Consider the following 16,433-nt stretch of genomic DNA (forward strand, 5'->3'; position numbering starts at 1 on the left):
CGTGCCGGTCAACAGACCAGTGAATCCAGGTAGGTCAGGATGGCGGTGATCGCGATGGCCAGCCCGATCGCACCGGTTCCTGCTCGATCGTGATTGTCGGGACTTCTATTCCGGGTCATAGGTGTCCTCACCGGGGCTCGATGACTGCTCACATGCCGTCAGGCGAGGTTCTGGGTGTAGAACTCGGACAGCTTGTCGAACGGAATCAATTCAGTGCGGTCGTAGAGGTCGACGTGACCGGCGCCGGGCACGATCACCAGTTCCTTGCGGTCACCGGCGAGGCGATAGGCCTCTTCACTGAACTCGCGGGAGTGGGCATTTTCACCGGTGACGAACAGCATCGGGCGGGGCGAGATGGTCTCGATGTCGTTGAAGGGGTAGAAGTTCATGAACTTCGCGTTGCTCGACAACGTCGGGTGCGTGGTCAGGTCCGGGGTGGTGCCTTCGGGGGTGAATGCTCCGCGCTGTGTGCGGTAGAAGTCGTAGAACTCGCGTTCGATAGGGGTCGAGTCCGCGGCCAGTTCATGGACGGTGCCGCTGGTGTATTCGGTGGGGCCGCCGGTGAATTCGGCATCACGCTGCGTGGCTGCTTGGGCGAGCATTGCCTGGCGTTGCTCGGGGGTGACGGAGTGGCCCAGCCCGTTGCGGTTGGCAGCGCCCATGTCGTACATGCTGACGGTGGCGACGGCTTTGATACGGGGGTCGATCTTGGCGGCGGAAATGACGAAACTGCCGCTGCCGCAGATGCCGAGTGCGCCGATACGTTCGGGGTCGACGGTGTCCTGGGTGCGCAGGAAGTCCACGCCGGCTGAGAAGGTTTCGGTGTAGAGGTCGGGGGCGACGGCGTTGCGGGGTTCACCCGCGCTGCCGCCCCAGAACGCCAGGTCCAGGGCGAGCGTGACGAAGCCTTGTTCGGCCATTTTGGTGGCGTAGAGGTTGGCGCTTTGCTCTTTGACCGCGCCCATGGGGTGGCCGACGACCATCGCGGCTGCGCGGGTGCCGGGGGCGAGGTTCTTGGGGACGAACAGGTTGCCGGAGACGTCCATCTGGTACTGGTTCTTGAAAATCACTGGCTGCATGGTGACCCGGTCACTGGTGTAGAAGTTGTCGGCACCGTGGGACAGGTCCCCCGAGGCCACGTTCGCCACCGGCGAGGCGGGAGCTGCGGCGGAGGTGGTCGAGTCGGCGCCGGAGCAGGCCGATGCGGCCAGGACGGCGAGCGTGGCAATGCCGGCGCCGGCGATTCTGGTCCAGCGGTGATGGCCTCGGCGCGGGGTGATCGTGGTGGTCGGCTCGATGATCTTCGGGTTTTCCCGCTCGACGACGCGAACATCGCCGGGGGCATACATCATTACTCCACGCATACTGGTGGTCCTCTTCTGTTGTTGGGTGGTCAGGCTGCGGTGGTGGTGAGGGTGGCGTTGCCGCCGGCGTCGGTGACGGCGTCGAGTCCGGTGTCGATCTCACCGCGAGTTCGCGAGGCAGTCGTCCGGCCTTCTCGCGACCGCCGAGGGCGTGCAGGGTGCGAGGACGACCAGCCCGGTGATTCTGGGGCGCATTGTGTTTCTCCTATCGATACCGGTGTTCAGCCGCGCTCTAGCCCACTGACGTGGGGACCCGCTGCGTCTTGTCGGACGGTCGGGAAGGTGTGTGGGCAGCGGCAGGACGCGCCCGGGCGGTCGCCAGCAGCGCGATCGGTATCAGTGCTGTGGCGGTGATCGCGGCGCCGAGTACCGCCGGGCCGACCGCATCCAGTGAGGTCGACAAGGTGGTCGCGGCCAACGCCGATCCGGTGGCGGTGCCGAGGTTGAAGGCCGCGGTCGCCAGCGACGAGGCCAGCCGTGAGCCATGTCCGGCGAATCGCATGGTCTGGGCAATCAGAACCGGGTTCGCCCCGAGCCCGGAGGCACCCAGAACAACGATCAGGCCCACCACGATCGCCGAGTGGCTTGCGGTCGCCGCGAGGACGAGCAGCAGAACCGAGGTCAGCGTCACCGCCGCGGCGATGGTCGGCAGCGGCCACCGGTCGCCGATTCGACCACCCAGGGCGGTGCCCACGAGGGCACCGACACCGAACCCGACGAGTACCAGCGGCACCAGCGCGGGGGAGATGCCCGCGCGGTCGGTCAGCAGCGGGCTGATGAAGCTGTAGGCGCCGAGGAACCCGGCCTGGGCGAGCACGATCACACTCAGCAGCACCCACACGCGCCATGGACGCACCGCCGAGATCTCCGAGCGCATAGACACCCTCACGGCACCCCCGGGCGCGGTCGCTGGAGTGAACCGAACGACTGCGACGATCGCCGGAACTGTCAGCACGGCCAGCATCCAGAACGGGCCCCGCCAGCCGCTGAACTGACCGGCAAACGTGCCTAGCGGCACACCCGCGACCACGGCCAGGCTGAGCCCGCCCGACATCACCCCCAGCGCACGCGCGCTGGCTCCTGGCCCGGCGACCGCGGCCGCCACCACCGCACCGGTCGCCCAGAATGCGCCGGTGGCCAGCGCAGTCCCCACCCGCGAGGCGGTCACCACGGTAAATGATTCGCTCATCGCGGCCACCATATGCCCGGCCGCGAACACCACCAGCGCACCCACCAGGGTGACCCGTGTAGGCAAGCGCAGCGTGGCCAGCGCCATCACCGGTGGCCCGACGATCATGCCGACCGCGAACGCCGTGACCAGCAATCCGGCCTGTGCGATATCCACACCCAGATCCGCGGCGACATCGGGCAGAAGTCCGGCGACCATGAATTCGGTGGTGCCCATCAGGAAGATCCCGGCCGCCAACACGTACACCAGGACAGGCAGCCTGGTGTTCGGCTTCATTCGTATTGCCGGCTGCGCGGTCATGTCACCTCGTTGTCTCGACATTGCTCGGATCCGGAGCACCTGTGCGCTCCGGCATCCATGCAACGCCGCGCACGGCCGCTGTGGGAGGCGAAGATGAGAGGGGTGCCGGCGACACCCCTCTCGCTAGAACCTGGCAATCACCGGCACGTGGGTCGTAACGTCGCATCTATGGAGTCCACCGAACGAGCGGCCGAGATCGGCCAGTTCCTGGCGTCACGGCGGGCCAAGATCACCCCCGAGCACGTCGGTCTGCCCGTCTACGACGCCGCAAAACGCCGTGTTCCCGGCCTACGCCGCCAGGAGGTCGCCACCCTGGCCGGGCTCTCGGTGGATTACTACACCCAGATCGAGCGCGGCAAGGTCACGGGGGTTTCCGAATCGGTGCTCGACGCCATCGCGCGTGCCCTGGAACTCGACGACGCCGAACGCTCCCACCTGTTCGACCTGCACCGTGCCGTCACTACCGGACCACAGCGGAGCAGACCCCGCCGCACCAAGACCATCCGGCCGATGGTGCAGCGGCTGTGTGACAACTACCTCGGGCCCGCGTTCGTGCGCAACGCCCGCCACGATCTCGTCTGCGGAAACCAGCTGGCGTACGCCTTCTATAGCCCGCTGTACGCGGACCCACTACATCCCGACCCCAGTCAGCCGGTCAACTTCGTGCGGTTCTGCTTCCTCGACCCCCGCGCACGCGAGTTCTACCCCGACTGGGACCTGATGGCCGACAGCTCGGTCAACCTGTTGCGCACCGACGCCGGCCGCGACCCCTACGATCGCAGCATTTCCGACCTGGTCGGCGAATTGTCCATCCGCAGCGAGGAATTCCGGGTTCGCTGGGCCAAACACAATGTGCGCCTGCACTACACCGGATCCAAAAATTTTCACCATCCCGTCGTCGGCGACATCACCATCGGCTACGAAACGATGCCGTTGCCCGCCGACCCCGGTCTGGTGCTGACCCTCTACAGTCCCGAACCCGGCAGTCCGTCGGCCGACGCCATGACCCTGCTCGCCAACTGGGCCGCCACCAACCTCGGCAACACTACAGCCGTCGATAGTGCAGGTCAGCAACGTGTCGACCCCTCGTCGTAGGCTGTTTCCACGCGACGGACAGGAGAGAGACTTGGCTCGGACGACGGCGAACCCCACAACGGTGGCCGAGGTGTTGGCCGAGCTGGCAGAGCTCGAGGACCCGAGGGCCCGCGAGGTGAACGTCAAGCACGGTGACGACCACGGCGTGAACCTCGGCAAACTGCGAGCACTTGCCAAGCGGCTCGAGACCCAGCAGGAACTCGCCCGCGAGCTCTGGGAGACCGATGACAGCGCGGCGAGACTGCTGGCGATCCTGATCTGTCGCCCGAAGGCGTTCGAGCGTGACGAATTGGATGCCATGTTGCGTCAGGCGCGCACACCCAAGGTGCACGACTGGCTCGTCAACTACGTCGTGAAGAAGAACCCGCACGCCGAGGAACTGCGCCTGGCCTGGTTCGCCGATCCGGATCCGGTGGTCGCGAGTGCCGGGTGGGCGTTGACCACCGATCGCGTGGCGAAGAAACCCGAGGGCCTCGACCTCGCAGGACTGCTCGACATCATCGAAGCGCAGATGAAGGATGCCCCGGATCGCTTGCAGTGGGCGATGAATCACTGCTTGGCGCAGATCGGAATCGAGCACGCCGAGCACCGCGCCCGCGCCATCGACATCGGCGAGCGGCTGCACGTGCTCGAGGATTACCCGACGCCCCCGAACTGCACCTCACCCTTCGCGCCGGTCTGGATCACCGAGATGGTGAACCGACAACACGAGAAGTAGGCGCATTCGAGCTCACGTCCGTGGCTCCACTGCTCATTCGGTACGGGCGGCGGCGTTAGTCCTCTCGGCGCCTGACCTTTCCGGCTCGCGGCGCAGCGGTGTTTTCGAACGCCATCACAGGCGGGCGGTGACTGTCTTCAGTTGACAGTAGTGCTTGAGTGCCTCAAAGCCCTTCTCTCTCCCGAACCCGCTTGTTTTATAGCCTCCGAACGGGGTTTCGACACCACCAGCGAAGTACTCGTTGATGAACACCTGGCCCGCCTCGATGGCACCGGCGACACGGTGAGCGCGGCCGAGATCTTGGGTCCACACGCCCGCGACAAGTCCGTAGTCGCTGTCGTTGGCGATTTCGACTGCCTCTCGGTCAGAATCGAATCGGAGCACGGTCAGCACTGGGCCGAAGATTTCTTCGCGGGCCACGCGCATGGTGTTGTCGACGTCGACGAAGACTGTCGGCTCGATGAACAACCCGCGGCCGAGCCGTCCGATGTCGGCCACTTTTCCACCTGCCGCGACGCGTGCACCTTCACGGGGTCCCAGCTCGAGATAGGAGCGGACCTTGTCGAATTGGCCGCGGGTGGCCAAGGATCCGATGTCGGGGTCCTCGATGCCCGGTCCAATGACCGTAGTCTTCGCTTGAAGGACGAGCCTGTCGACCAACTCGTCGTGCACTGATGAATGCACAAGTAACCGGCTGCCGGCAGAACACACCTGTCCAGCCTTGGTGGTGAAGGCAGTCCACGCGCCTGCCGCCGCGGCGTCGAGGTCGGCGTCGCCGAAAACTATGTTGGGCGACTTACCGCCCAACTCGAGGGTTAGCGGAATCAGTCGTCGGGCGGCGGCTTGCATAATGGCCCGGCCAGTTTCGACTGAACCGGTGAAGACAATCTTGCGGACGAGGGCGTGGCCTGTCAGCGCAGCGCCTGCGTCGGCGCCAAACCCGGGGACGACATTCAGGATACCTGCGGGTAATCCGGCTTCCACGGCGAAGCGGCTCATCTCGAGGGCAGACAGTGGTGTGTCTTCCGCGGGTTTGAGAACCACCACATTGCCCATCGCGAGCGCCGGGGCAATCGCCCGCGCGGCCTGGTTGATCGGCGCGTTCCATGGGGTGACGACACCGATGACACCGAACGGTTCATTACGGGTATACGAGAGATAGTCGGGTCCGAGTGGGATCGTCTCGCCGTGGACCTTGTCTGCGGCTCCACCGTAGTACTCGAAGTATCGTGCGGCGGTCTCGATATCTATCTTCGACTGTGAGAGCGTCTGACCAGTGTCCAGCGTTTCGATTCGGGCGAGGTCCTCCGCGTGTAGTCGCAGTGTGCGAGCTATCTCGAGCAGGATACGACCGCGGTTGGCGGCCGGAGTATCACGCCATGAGGCGAAGGCGCCCTGCGCTACGGCAACAGCTGAGTCGATGTCTTCCGCCTGACCGAGCGCAACCTCGGCGATGACCTCGCCTGTTGCGGGGTCGCGGGTGGAAAAGTACTGCCCACCCTTGGTGGGCTCGTCATGTCCGCCGACGAACGCTCCGTACCGTTCTCGCATGGTGCTTCCTTCTTCGAGTGTGCACCGCGTGGCCGCCGGTCACGTCTCGGTGAGGCCGCACATCGGCACAGCGTTTCTGCTTTATAGCGTCGATCGCCTCAGCGATCTCTGTCAAGCACAGCCGAATCGGGGTTCGGTGCGGCTGGCGTATGAACGTCCATGGGGCGGGCTGGGTGCTTCACTGATCGGGTGGACACCCAGCCCACTCCCGGGACGATCGGGGGGAAACGAAAATACCCATATCGGTCCGGCACAATCGAGCTTGCCGGTTGGTCACCGACGACGAGGGTGTGAATGATCCCGCGTAGTCGACTACGCGTGTGGCGCGGGGCGAGCGGGTTGATCGCCGCCGTGTGTGTCACCGTAGCTTCGCTTGGGTACGAGCACTTTGCGTCTGAAAATGCACACGATTTGCCCGTCCTGCTTGTAGCCACGGGTTTCGACGTACACGACGCCCCGGTCCGCCTTCGACTTCGAGGGGGTAACTTCCAGGACCTGGGTTTCACCGTAGATCGTGTCACCGTGGAACGTGGGTTTGACGTGCCGCAGTGATTCGATCTCGAGGTTGGCGATCGCCTTGCCGGAGACATCCTGTACCGACATGCCGAGCAGCAGCGAGTAGATGTAGTTGCCCACCACCACGTTGCGGCCAAAATCGGTCGTCTCGCCGGCGAAGTGACTGTTGATGTGCAAGGGATGGTGGTTCATCGTGAGGAGACAGAACAAGTGGTCGTCGTACTCGGTGACGGTCTTGCCTGGCCAGTGCTTGTAAATGGCGCCGACCTCGAAGTCCTCCAGGTAACGGCCGAACTGCATGTTCTGTTCTTTTTCGATGGTTGTCATGTTCAGACTCCAGTCTTCACGGTTTCGGGTTCGGCCTGCCACACGTCGAGGCGTTCCATGCCCGCGGCGCGGCCCTGACCTGCGATGACCAGGGCCATCTTGCGGGAAGCTTCATCGATCATCTCGTCGCCGAGCATGACGGCGCCCTTGCGGCCCCCTCGATCAGAGGTAAACCACTCGTAGGCGGCGAGAATGTTCTCGGCATGGTCGTAGTCGGCTTGTGCGGGACTGAAGGTATGGTTGGCCGCCTCGATCTGGCCAGGGTGCAGCACCCATTTTCCGTCGTAGCCGAGGGCGGCGGCGCGGCCGGCTACCTGGCGGAAGCCGTCGACGTTTCGGATCTGCACGTAGGGACCGTCGATCGCCTGTAACCCGTTCGCCCGAGCCGCCATCAAGATCCGCATCAGCGGGTAGTGGAATGCATCCCCGATCTCGTAGCCTGGGGGCTGCTCACCGATGACCAGTGACTTCATATTGATGCTTGCCATGAAGTCTGCCGGTCCGAAGATAATTGTTTCGGTGCGCGCCGAAGCGGCCGCGATCTCGTCGACGTTGATCAGTCCGGCGGCATCCTCGATCTGCGCTTCGATGCCGATACGCCCGACCTCGAACCCCATAGTCTTTTCGATCTGCGTCAAAGTCAGGTCCAGCCAGGCGATCTGTGCTGCGGACTGCACCTTGGGAAGCATGATGCAGTCGAGGTTCTCACCCGCTCCCTCGACGACCTCCACCACGTCTCGGTAGGTCCAATGGGTGGTGAGGTCGTTGACTCGCACTACGCGGATCTTCGATCCCCAGCCGCCTTCGTTGAGTGCGGCGACAATGGTTTTTCGTGCGCCGGGCTTCGCGAGTGGTGCGCAGGCATCTTCGAGGTCGAGAAAGACCTGATCAGCGTCGAGGCCCTTCGCCTTCTCGATCATCTTCGGGCTCGAGCCGGGGACGGCGAGGCAGGACCGCCGCGGTCGTTGCGTTTTCGTCATTGAATCTCCCTTATCTTGTTTCTTCGAGTTGGTAGATGGCTGTGGTGCTCTCGGGCCGGCCCAACACTTCGTCGGTATGCTCGCCGAGCAGTGGCGCTCGCCGGAGGCGGGTCGGGGGAGCATCCGCGAATTTGATCGGGGTATTGGCAATCGTCAGCGGACGGGGTACGCCGGGATGCTCGACCTCGACCAGCATGTTTCGGGCGTGTACATGTGGATCGGTGTAGATGTCCTCGACGGTATTGACCGGCGCGACAGGCACCTTGCCGCTCAGTGCTTTTACGATCTGATTCTTGGTCCGCGTGGTGGTCCACTCGGTGATCGCAGACATGGTGAAGTCACGATTCGCGAGTCGCCTGACGTTGTCCGATGTGCGACTGTCGGTTGCCAACTCGGGGCGACCGATTACCACGCAGAGTTGCTTCCAGTGATTATCGCCCGGCGCAGCGATACTGACCCACCCATCAGCGGCGGGGACAACATCGAAAGGACAGAGCAGGGGATGGCTATTTCCTTGACGCGTCGGCACATCCCCTGTGTAGGAGTGCTGGTACACGGTTCGTTCGCACATTGCCAGCATGGCGTCGTACATCGATACGTCAACGAAACTACCCACCCCGTCGCGACGCGCACGGTGCACGGCCGAAAGCACGCCGATAGCCGCAAACAGTGCCGGCACGGTATCACCGAGCCCGGGACCCGTCTTGATCGGGGGGCGGCCGGGTTCACCTGTGATTTCCATCAGGCCACTGAGAGCTTGGACGGTGATGTCGTAGGCGGGCCAGTCCCGCATCGGGCTGCTGCCGGTGCGTTCGTCACCGAATCCGCGGATCGCCGCGTACACCAGGTGCGGATTGGCTTCGCGGAGACGCTCGTACGACAGTCCGAGCCGGTCCATGACCCCGTGACGAAAGTTCTCCACGACGACGTCGGCGTGGGCGACGAGTTCGAGCAGCGAGGAGCGACCCGCTTCGGTGGTGAGGTCGAGCACGACCCCGCGTTTGTTGCGATTGACGCTCTGGAAATATCCGCCGAACGCGCGTAATTCGTCGTCGGGTGCGAACGGTCCCTGTGCTCGGATGAAATCACCGTGAGGCGGTTCGACCTTGATCACGTCGGCGCCCAGATCCGCCAGAACCATGGTGGCGAAAGGGCCGGCGAGCATTGTGGTCAGGTCGACCACCACCACATCGTTCAGTGGTCCCTCGGTCGGGGATTTCATCGCGCCGGCCTTCCGAGGATCGAGTCCGAGATGATCTTCAACTGGATCTCTGAGGTGCCCTCGAAGATTTTTGTCAGCTTCGCGTCCCGCCAGTGCCGTTCGACGGCGAAATCGGTGGTGTAGCCAGCACCACCGTGAATGTGAAGTGCCTCGCTGGTTACCCGCTCGGCCATTTCCGTCGCGAAGTACTTGACCATGGACGCCTCCACCGGGCTCGACTTCCCCGCGTCGACTGCCGCGCATACGCGATACATCAGTGAACGCGCTGCCTCTACCTCGGTGGCCATGTGTGCGATCTTGAATCGTATTGCCTGGTTGTCCCCGATTGGCCGGCCAAACTGAACACGTTGCTGCACATAGGCAATCGAGTCCTCGAGGGCCCCCCGGGCGACACCGATCGCTCGTGCGGCGGTATGGACCCGGGCGGTCTCCAGGTCTCCCATGGCGACTTTGAAACCTTCGCCCTCCGGCCCGACCAGGGCATCGGATGCGGCGTATGCGTTGTCGAACGAAAGCTCCCACGTTCGCCATCCGTGGTAACCGATCTTGCGCACCGGGGTACCTGTGACGCCCTCAGGCAGCTCCCCGCGAGGTTTCGGCATGATGAAGCAACTGATTCCTCGGGAGCGATGTTCCCGATCGAGCGGTGCGGTACGCGCAAAAACCTGGAGGTAGTCGGCTCCGTCGGCGAACGTGCACCACATCTTCTGGCCGCTGATCCGCCACCCGTCTGCGTCCCTGGACGCCCTTGTCGACAGAGCGGCCACATCGGATCCTGCATCGGGCTCGGAAAGAGCAAACGCGCTGAGGAAATCTCCAGTCGCCATGCGCGGTAGATACTTTCGGCGCTGCTCTTCGGTGAATCCCGCTGTGAACTGCTGCCCACGAGCAATCAAACTCGACACACTCATCCACGCGCGTGCGAGTTCCTCGACGATGACGGCGTACTCGAAGACCCCGAGGCCCAGTCCGCCGTACTCCTCCGGAATGAGGACACCGAAGAATCCCAGATCCGCCATCTTCCGGCGCAGTTCCATTGGGATGTCGCCCTTGACCGGGTCGAGTTCGTTCGCCACCGGCAGTACTTCCTTGGCGGCGAATTCCCGTGCCATTGCCTGAATCGCGAGACGCTCTTCGGTGAGATATTCGCTTCCGGGCGACTCGACGTCGCCAACTACAGCAGTCATAAGACTCAACCCTTCGTGTGTGCCGTCTAGCGGCACAGTGTTCCGATACAGATAAGAATGCCGTACGAACGTCGATGGAGTCAACCCCGTTCAGCATGGCTACAGCGACTGCAAAGGTGTTTTTGTGCGCGTCAAGGCGTGCGAGGGTCTCGTCCCAAGTATCCGAAACGGGGAGGTGGGGCGGTGGAATCGTGCCGCTAGTTAGCACGGTATGTCTATCAGAGACAGGTCGACAGTCTCAGTGCCGCGTCCGGTCGGTGCCATGGGGCCACGGCTCGAAAACTTCGACCGTTCTGCCGCAGCGCTCCCCGCGCGGTCGAAGGCGCGCGGTCTCAGTTTCGGTGCGGAATGCCAGGCGCGGGAAGTGCCTGGATGGTGTCCCTAGACCGACGCGGTCGGCCCGTCGGCGCACATCATGCCGCGGCTGTGCGCCGGTAGAAGACCGCCCTGGATTCCGCTCTGGCTCGACTGCGATTGTCCGCGGAAGGGGGCGCTCATCTGGTGTCTAACCGCCCATGGCCTGCCGGTCGATCAAAACGTCAACGCACGCGAGTAGATGGTCGTTGTCGCGCCGGCTGCCTATGGAGACTCGAATTCCCTCGGGTCCGATCTGTCGGACGAGCACACTGCGATCCGCCAGCTGTCGAACCTTCGCCATGGCATAGTGTTGCCGGGGGAGGAACAAGAAATTGGCCTGGCTGGGAACGACCTCGACTCCCTCGGCCGACAACGCACGAGAAATCCGTCTTCGCTCCGAGACCGTTGCGGTGATTCGGGATTCGAGTGCACTCGTCACCTCGGGCTCGAGACATGCGAGGGCAGCAGCCTGGGCGACAGACGAGACGGAGAAGGGAACCTGTACCGCCCGGAGGAGGGCGCAGACTTCCGGGGACGACAGTGCATATCCGATACGCAGCCCGGCCAAACCTGCTGACTTCGACAGTGACTTCAGGACGACAACGTTGGGAAATCGCCCGAGAAGTCTGGGACCGCTGGCCGCGTTCGGATCGGTGACGAACTCGCGGTAGCATTCGTCGACCACGACGACCAAATCGTCGGGCACAGCCTCCAAGAAGGATTCGAGGGCGGCATGATCGACGGTCGTGCCGGTGGGGTTATTGGGAAGGCACAGGAACACCACACGTGTGCGGTCGGTGATTGCGGCGGCGATGCGGTTCAGGTCAAGTCGGTACTCGGAGGTGAGCGCGACTCGAATGGGGGTTGCGCCCACTAATTGCGCCGCGTGTTCGTAACTCGGGAAGGACGGCCACGGGTAGAGCACATCGGTTCCGGGGCCGGCGCAGGCGATGACGATGTTGCGCAGCAGGGTGCTCGATCCACTGTCGACGACGACGTGATCGGCCGGGAGATGCCATCGTTGCGCGAGAGCGCCGGTCAGGTCGCTGCTTGCGAAGTCGGGGTAGCGGTTCGTGTGCGTGATGCTGGAGCGGATCGCTGCCTGCACCCTCTCCGGCAGGGGGAAGGGTGATTCGTTCGAGGCAAGCATCGCTACCTGGCGAGCGAGTGGCCCGACGTGCCCGGGTACGTAACCGTCCATTTTGAGGATGCCGGCGCGATGCCGAATCATGTGAGATCAGATTCGGCGGCACGCTGCACCCAGGACGCGAACTTCTCTGCTTCGACGCGATCGGCGACATAGCGGCGAACCACGCGTTCGACGTAGTCGGCGACCTCGGTCGCAGGTAGTTTGTGGCCACGCAACTTGCGCCCGAAGCTTGTGTCCAAGCCGAGGCTGCCCCCGAGATGCACCTGGAATCCCTCTACCTGGTTCGAGTTGGCGTCGGTGACGATCATTCCTTTGAGTCCGATGTCTGCGACTTGTATCCGTGCACAGGAATTCGGGCAACCGTTGAAATGCACAGTGATCGGGTGTTCGAGCTGATCCTCGATATCGGTCAGGCGTTGTTCGACCTCGGTGATGACAGTGGCCGCCCGCGCCTTGGTCTCGACGATTCCGTACTTGCAGAATTCGATGCCGGTGCATGCCATGGTGCTTCGTCGCCACGGCGTCGGCCGCGACGGGAATCCGAGGGTGTAAAGGTCGGATTGCAGTGAGCCGATGTGCTCGTCAGGCACGTCGAGTACTACCAGTTTCTGCATCGGGGTGATGCGGACTCGACGCGACCCGGCGGCTTCGGCCGCATCCGCGAGGTTGATGAGCATGGTTCCGCCGACCCTGCCGACGACGGGTGCGATTCCTACCGCGTGGAGACCATTCTTCTGGCGCTGAATACCGACGTGGTCGCGTGGTTCGTCGAGCGGTTCCGGTGCGGGCCCGTCTGCCATCGGCCGTCCGAGGTACTCCTGCTCCAGCACGTTGCGGAACTTTTCGACGCCCCAGTCCGCCACCAGAAACTTGAGCCGCGCCTTCGCCCGCAGGCGTCGGTACCCGTGGTCACGAAAGAGGGACACGATGCCGATCCACACGTCGGGCACGTCCTCGAGCGGCACCCAGGCACCCAGGCGCTCGCCGATCCGAGGATTAGTCGAGAGTCCACCGCCGACCCAGACGTCGAGTCCTGGGCCGAAGTCCGGGTGTTCTACCCCGATGAACGCGACATCGTTGATCTCGTGAACCACGTCCTGCAGTCCGGAGATGGCGGTCTTGAACTTGCGAGGCAGGTTGGAGTATTCGGGGTTGGCGATCAACCGTCGGGTGATTTCATGTACGGCCGGCGTAGCGTCGAGGACTTCGTCGGCAGCGATTCCGGCCATGGGTGAACCGAGTACGACACGGGGAGTGTCCCCCGCGGATTCTGCGGTCGTCAGGCCGACACCTTCGAGTCGACGCCAGATCTCCGGCAAATCCTCCACTCGAATCCAGTGGAGCTGAACATTTTGACGGTCGGTCAAATCCGCTGTATCGCGGGCGAATTGCCTGGAGACTTCGCCGACGACCCTTAGCTGCTCGGTTGTCAGAGCCCCACCGTCGATTCGGATCCGGAGCATGAAGTGCTCATCCTCGAGCTCCTCAGGGGTCAGGGTGGCGGTTCGGCCACCGTCGATGCCTGGTGCTCGCTGGGTGTAGAGGCCCCACCAGCGAAAGCGACTGCGTCGATCAGTCGGGTCGATGCCGGCGACACCGGTGTGGCAGTACACCTCCTCGATCCGCTTGCGGACATTGAGGCCGTCGTCGTCCTGCTTCACCTTTTCGTTCACGTTGAGGGGCTCGCGTTCGCCCTGTGCCCACTGCCCCTCTTTTCGTAGGGGCTTCACCGCGGTGGGGCGGGTTCTCGGTGTCGTCATCGATGGTCCTCCAAGTAGGTGACCCAAAATATAGCGCACGAATAGATCGTGTGCTAACTATGTATGCGCTACCTATTTGCCCGAGTGAAGGATGAACATGAGCAGAAGTACTTTTCTGGTCGACGCCGACTGGGTCGTCGACCACGGGCAGGACCCTGATGTCGTACTGGTGGAGGTGGACGAGGACACCGCGCAATACGACATCAACCACATCGACGGCGCTGTTCGTATCGACTGGAAGCGCGATCTGCAAGATCCGGTCCGCCGCGACTTCATCGACAAGCGATCGTTCGAAAAGCTTCTGTCCGCCAAAGGTATCGCGAACAGCGATACGGTGATTCTGTACGGCGGAAACAACAACTGGTTCGCCGCCTACGCCTACTGGTACTTCAAGCTATACGGGCACCGAGACGTGCGGCTGCTCGACGGCGGACGCAAGAAGTGGGAACTCGACGGACGCCCGCTCTCGAGCGACGACGTCAGCCGACCGGGCACCAACTACGTCGCCTCGGAACCAGTGTCCGGGATTCGCGCGCACCGCGACGAGGTTATCGAGCAGATCGGAGGGTCAAGCATTGTCGACGTCCGCTCTCCCGACGAATTCTCTGGCAAGATCCTCGCCCCGGCGCATTACCCGCAAGAACAACCGCAGGTTGCCGGGCATATTCCGACGGCTGTCAACGTTCCGTGGTCAAAGACGGCAGCCGACGACGGCACGTTTCTGGGGGAGGACGATCTCCGTGCTCTCTACGCCGATGCGGGTCTCGACGAGGTGAACGACATCATCGTCTACTGCAGGATCGGAGAACGTTCGGCACACAGCTGGTTCGTACTCCACGAACTGCTGGGCTATTCCGAAGTTCGAAACTACGACGGCTCGTGGGTCGAATACGGCTCGTTGGTCGGCGTACCGGTCGAGAAGTAATCAGCCGTGTCGCGCTCTCGCATCAACGAACTCAACCAACGGGTCCGCTATATGATGTTCACGGTTTTCAAGGTGACCGCAGGTGCACTTCCGGACCTGCGGGGCGGCGTTGCCGAGGACGCGCAGGCCGCCTTCGACGGGTTCGCAGAATTGGGTGTCACCGTCCGCGGTATCTACGACGTCTCGGGTCTGCGCGCAGACGCTGATTTCATGGTCTGGACGCATGCCGAGTCCGTCGAGGAATTGCAACGCGCGTACTCGCATTTTCGGCGTTGCTCCCTCGGGCGCGCATGCGCCCCGGTGTGGAGTGCGGCCGCGCTTCACCGGCCCGCCGAATTCAACCGCAGTCACATCGCCGCCTACGTGGCCGATGAGCAACCGGGGCGGTTCGTCTGTGTGTACCCGTTCAATCGGTCACTGGAGTGGTATCTGCTGCCGGACCCGGAACGGCGCCGCCAGCTTGCCGAGCACGGTCGTGCGGCCCGCAACTACGCGGACGTGCGGGCCAATACCGTGAGTTCCTTCGGGTTGAGTGACTACGAATGGATCCTGGCGTTCGAGGCGTCCGATCCCAGTCGAATCGTGGACATGATGCGGGATTTGCGCGCGACGGACGCGCGTCGTCATGTTCGGCTGGAGACGCCCTTCTTCTCGGGGCCTCGCACGGAGCTGGGCGTCCTCATCGATTCACTCCCGTGAACCGGCCAGAATGGTTAGTGCAATATTAATTATCGCACTAACCATTCTGGTATCGTGATCTTATGACCTTGGACAGTGACCAGCGAATCGCGGGTAACGACTTGCTCGCGCTCGATCGGCAGGTGTGTTTTGCGCTCGCCATCGCGAACCGAGCCGTTCTCTCCGTCTACCGTCCACTGCTCGAGCCGATGGGGTTGACCCATCCGCAGTACCTGGTGATGCTCGCCCTCTGGGGGAAGTCGCCGATGGCTGTCAAGGAGATTGGCACAGCCTTGCAACTCGATTCCCCAACCCTCTCGCCGCTCCTCAAACGCCTCGAGGCTTCCGGATTGATCACGAGGACCCGCAGCCGGGCCGACGAGCGGCAACTGAACGTCGAGTTGACCGATGCCGGAGTTGCACTCCGTGCCGAGGCCGAAAAAATTCCGCCGGCCGTCATCGACAAGCTCGGCGTCAGCTTGACCGAACTCGAAGAACTCCACAAGATCCTCACCCGAATCAATCAAGCCGCGCTTCGAGCGGGAGCGCTGGACCACTGACGGCCCAGGCGTCGATATCAACCTCAGCGCAATGTGAACAGGATTCGTGATGTCGCGACAGACCGAACGCACACGGCCGAGCCCGATCCAATGGCTCGGATACGCGCTAGGCCGCAAACTCCCTCACTCGATGCAGGACTGGGTTCGAAACGACCTGACAGGGGATCGGGCGGTTCCACGGCACCTCGTACGCAGCATGGTGCCGTTCATCCCCGTCTTCGCCGCCTTCCTGCTTTTTCCCGGTCCCTTGTGGTTGCGCGGCTCGATGATTCTGCTCGGCCTCCTGCTCGCCCTCTTCTACGCGGTGTCCTACATGGCCCAGAATCGTGCACGACGACTCGAGCGTCACGGATTACCGCCCGATCTCGAGAATCCGAAGAAGGCCTCTCAGCACGAAGCAGAAAAGGCGGCATACGAGAGACTTCACGGCCCGGCGCACCTTGGGCATGTAGAACTGCGACGGAGCGGGAACGAACTCGCCTAGCATCGCAGATCGGGTGACCGGTCCTTCTGGAACCCGCGTGAATGTACGCTGGATTTCCTGAGGAAGCTGT

General features: G+C 63.1%; 15 protein-coding genes. 6 read left to right on the top strand and 9 right to left on the bottom strand.

The window, feature by feature from the left end; genetic code table 11:
- Window positions 1-158: 158 nt before the first annotated feature.
- Window positions 159-1,364 carry an alpha/beta hydrolase gene (locus L1080_RS31485; protein ID WP_250769512.1) on the bottom strand — a complete coding sequence of 402 codons (1,206 nt, stop codon included), beginning with the start codon at window positions 1,362-1,364 and terminating at the stop codon, window positions 159-161.
- A 232-nt stretch (window positions 1,365-1,596) separates the two neighbouring features.
- Window positions 1,597-2,853 (bottom strand): MFS transporter, encoded by a 1,257-nt coding sequence (locus tag L1080_RS31490; protein ID WP_250769509.1) that lies wholly within the window; start codon window positions 2,851-2,853, stop codon window positions 1,597-1,599.
- Window positions 2,854-3,021: 168 nt separating this feature from the next.
- On the opposite strand from L1080_RS31490, the gene L1080_RS31495 reads away from it, so the two are divergent.
- Window positions 3,022-3,948 (top strand): helix-turn-helix transcriptional regulator, encoded by a 927-nt coding sequence (locus L1080_RS31495; protein WP_250769506.1) that lies wholly within the window; start codon window positions 3,022-3,024, stop codon window positions 3,946-3,948.
- 31 nt (window positions 3,949-3,979) lie between these two features.
- On the top strand, window positions 3,980-4,666 hold the full coding sequence (locus L1080_RS31500) for a DNA alkylation repair protein (protein ID WP_250769503.1): 687 nt from the start codon (window positions 3,980-3,982) through the stop codon (window positions 4,664-4,666).
- A 114-nt stretch (window positions 4,667-4,780) separates the two neighbouring features.
- Here L1080_RS31500 and L1080_RS31505 read toward each other — a convergent pair whose 3' ends face one another.
- The 7 genes from L1080_RS31505 to L1080_RS31535 all read right to left on the bottom strand — a co-directional run bounded on the left by L1080_RS31505 (window position 4,781) and on the right by L1080_RS31535 (window position 13,716).
- Complete coding sequence (locus tag L1080_RS31505) at window positions 4,781-6,217, bottom strand: aldehyde dehydrogenase family protein (protein WP_159923984.1); 1,437 nt, start codon at window positions 6,215-6,217, stop codon at window positions 4,781-4,783.
- 312 nt (window positions 6,218-6,529) lie between these two features.
- The gene (locus L1080_RS31510; protein ID WP_201453405.1) at window positions 6,530-7,060 is read right to left on the bottom strand and encodes a MaoC family dehydratase; all 531 of its coding nucleotides are present in this window, start codon (window positions 7,058-7,060) and stop codon (window positions 6,530-6,532) included.
- Window positions 7,061-7,062: 2 nt separating this feature from the next.
- Window positions 7,063-8,040, bottom strand: a complete 978-nt coding sequence (locus L1080_RS31515; protein ID WP_109333456.1) for an HpcH/HpaI aldolase/citrate lyase family protein — start codon at window positions 8,038-8,040, stop codon at window positions 7,063-7,065.
- Window positions 8,041-8,050: 10 nt separating this feature from the next.
- On the bottom strand, window positions 8,051-9,262 hold the full coding sequence (locus tag L1080_RS31520; RefSeq protein WP_159923986.1) for a CaiB/BaiF CoA transferase family protein: 1,212 nt from the start codon (window positions 9,260-9,262) through the stop codon (window positions 8,051-8,053).
- Complete coding sequence (locus tag L1080_RS31525) at window positions 9,259-10,449, bottom strand: acyl-CoA dehydrogenase family protein (protein ID WP_159923988.1); 1,191 nt, start codon at window positions 10,447-10,449, stop codon at window positions 9,259-9,261. Before L1080_RS31525 ends, L1080_RS31520 begins: the two co-directional genes overlap by 4 nt.
- A gap of 505 nt (window positions 10,450-10,954) precedes the next feature.
- A complete protein-coding gene (hisC, locus tag L1080_RS31530; RefSeq protein WP_250769499.1) occupies window positions 10,955-12,037 on the bottom strand; it encodes a histidinol-phosphate transaminase in 1,083 nt (360 codons plus the stop codon).
- A complete protein-coding gene (locus tag L1080_RS31535) occupies window positions 12,034-13,716 on the bottom strand; it encodes a nitrite/sulfite reductase (protein WP_159923992.1) in 1,683 nt (560 codons plus the stop codon). The genes hisC and L1080_RS31535 overlap by 4 nt, the downstream gene beginning before the upstream one ends.
- A 97-nt stretch (window positions 13,717-13,813) precedes the next feature.
- On the opposite strand from L1080_RS31535, the gene L1080_RS31540 reads away from it, so the two are divergent.
- The 4 genes from L1080_RS31540 to L1080_RS31555 all read left to right on the top strand — a co-directional run bounded on the left by L1080_RS31540 (window position 13,814) and on the right by L1080_RS31555 (window position 16,363).
- Window positions 13,814-14,641, top strand: coding sequence for a sulfurtransferase (locus L1080_RS31540; RefSeq protein ID WP_159923994.1), 828 nt, complete (start codon window positions 13,814-13,816; stop codon window positions 14,639-14,641).
- 6 nt (window positions 14,642-14,647) lie between these two features.
- Window positions 14,648-15,340, top strand: coding sequence for a hydrogen peroxide-dependent heme synthase (hemQ, locus tag L1080_RS31545; RefSeq protein WP_250769497.1), 693 nt, complete (start codon window positions 14,648-14,650; stop codon window positions 15,338-15,340).
- 62 nt (window positions 15,341-15,402) lie between these two features.
- Complete coding sequence (locus L1080_RS31550; protein WP_109333444.1) at window positions 15,403-15,879, top strand: MarR family winged helix-turn-helix transcriptional regulator; 477 nt, start codon at window positions 15,403-15,405, stop codon at window positions 15,877-15,879.
- A gap of 49 nt (window positions 15,880-15,928) precedes the next feature.
- Window positions 15,929-16,363: a DUF5313 family protein gene (locus tag L1080_RS31555; RefSeq protein ID WP_109333442.1), complete on the top strand. Its 435-nt coding sequence runs from the start codon at window positions 15,929-15,931 to the stop codon at window positions 16,361-16,363.
- Window positions 16,364-16,433: the final 70 nt, after the last annotated feature.

The organism is Rhodococcus sp. MSC1_016 (genome assembly GCF_023667485.2).
GTDB lineage: Bacteria > Actinomycetota > Actinomycetes > Mycobacteriales > Mycobacteriaceae > Rhodococcus_F > Rhodococcus_F oxybenzonivorans.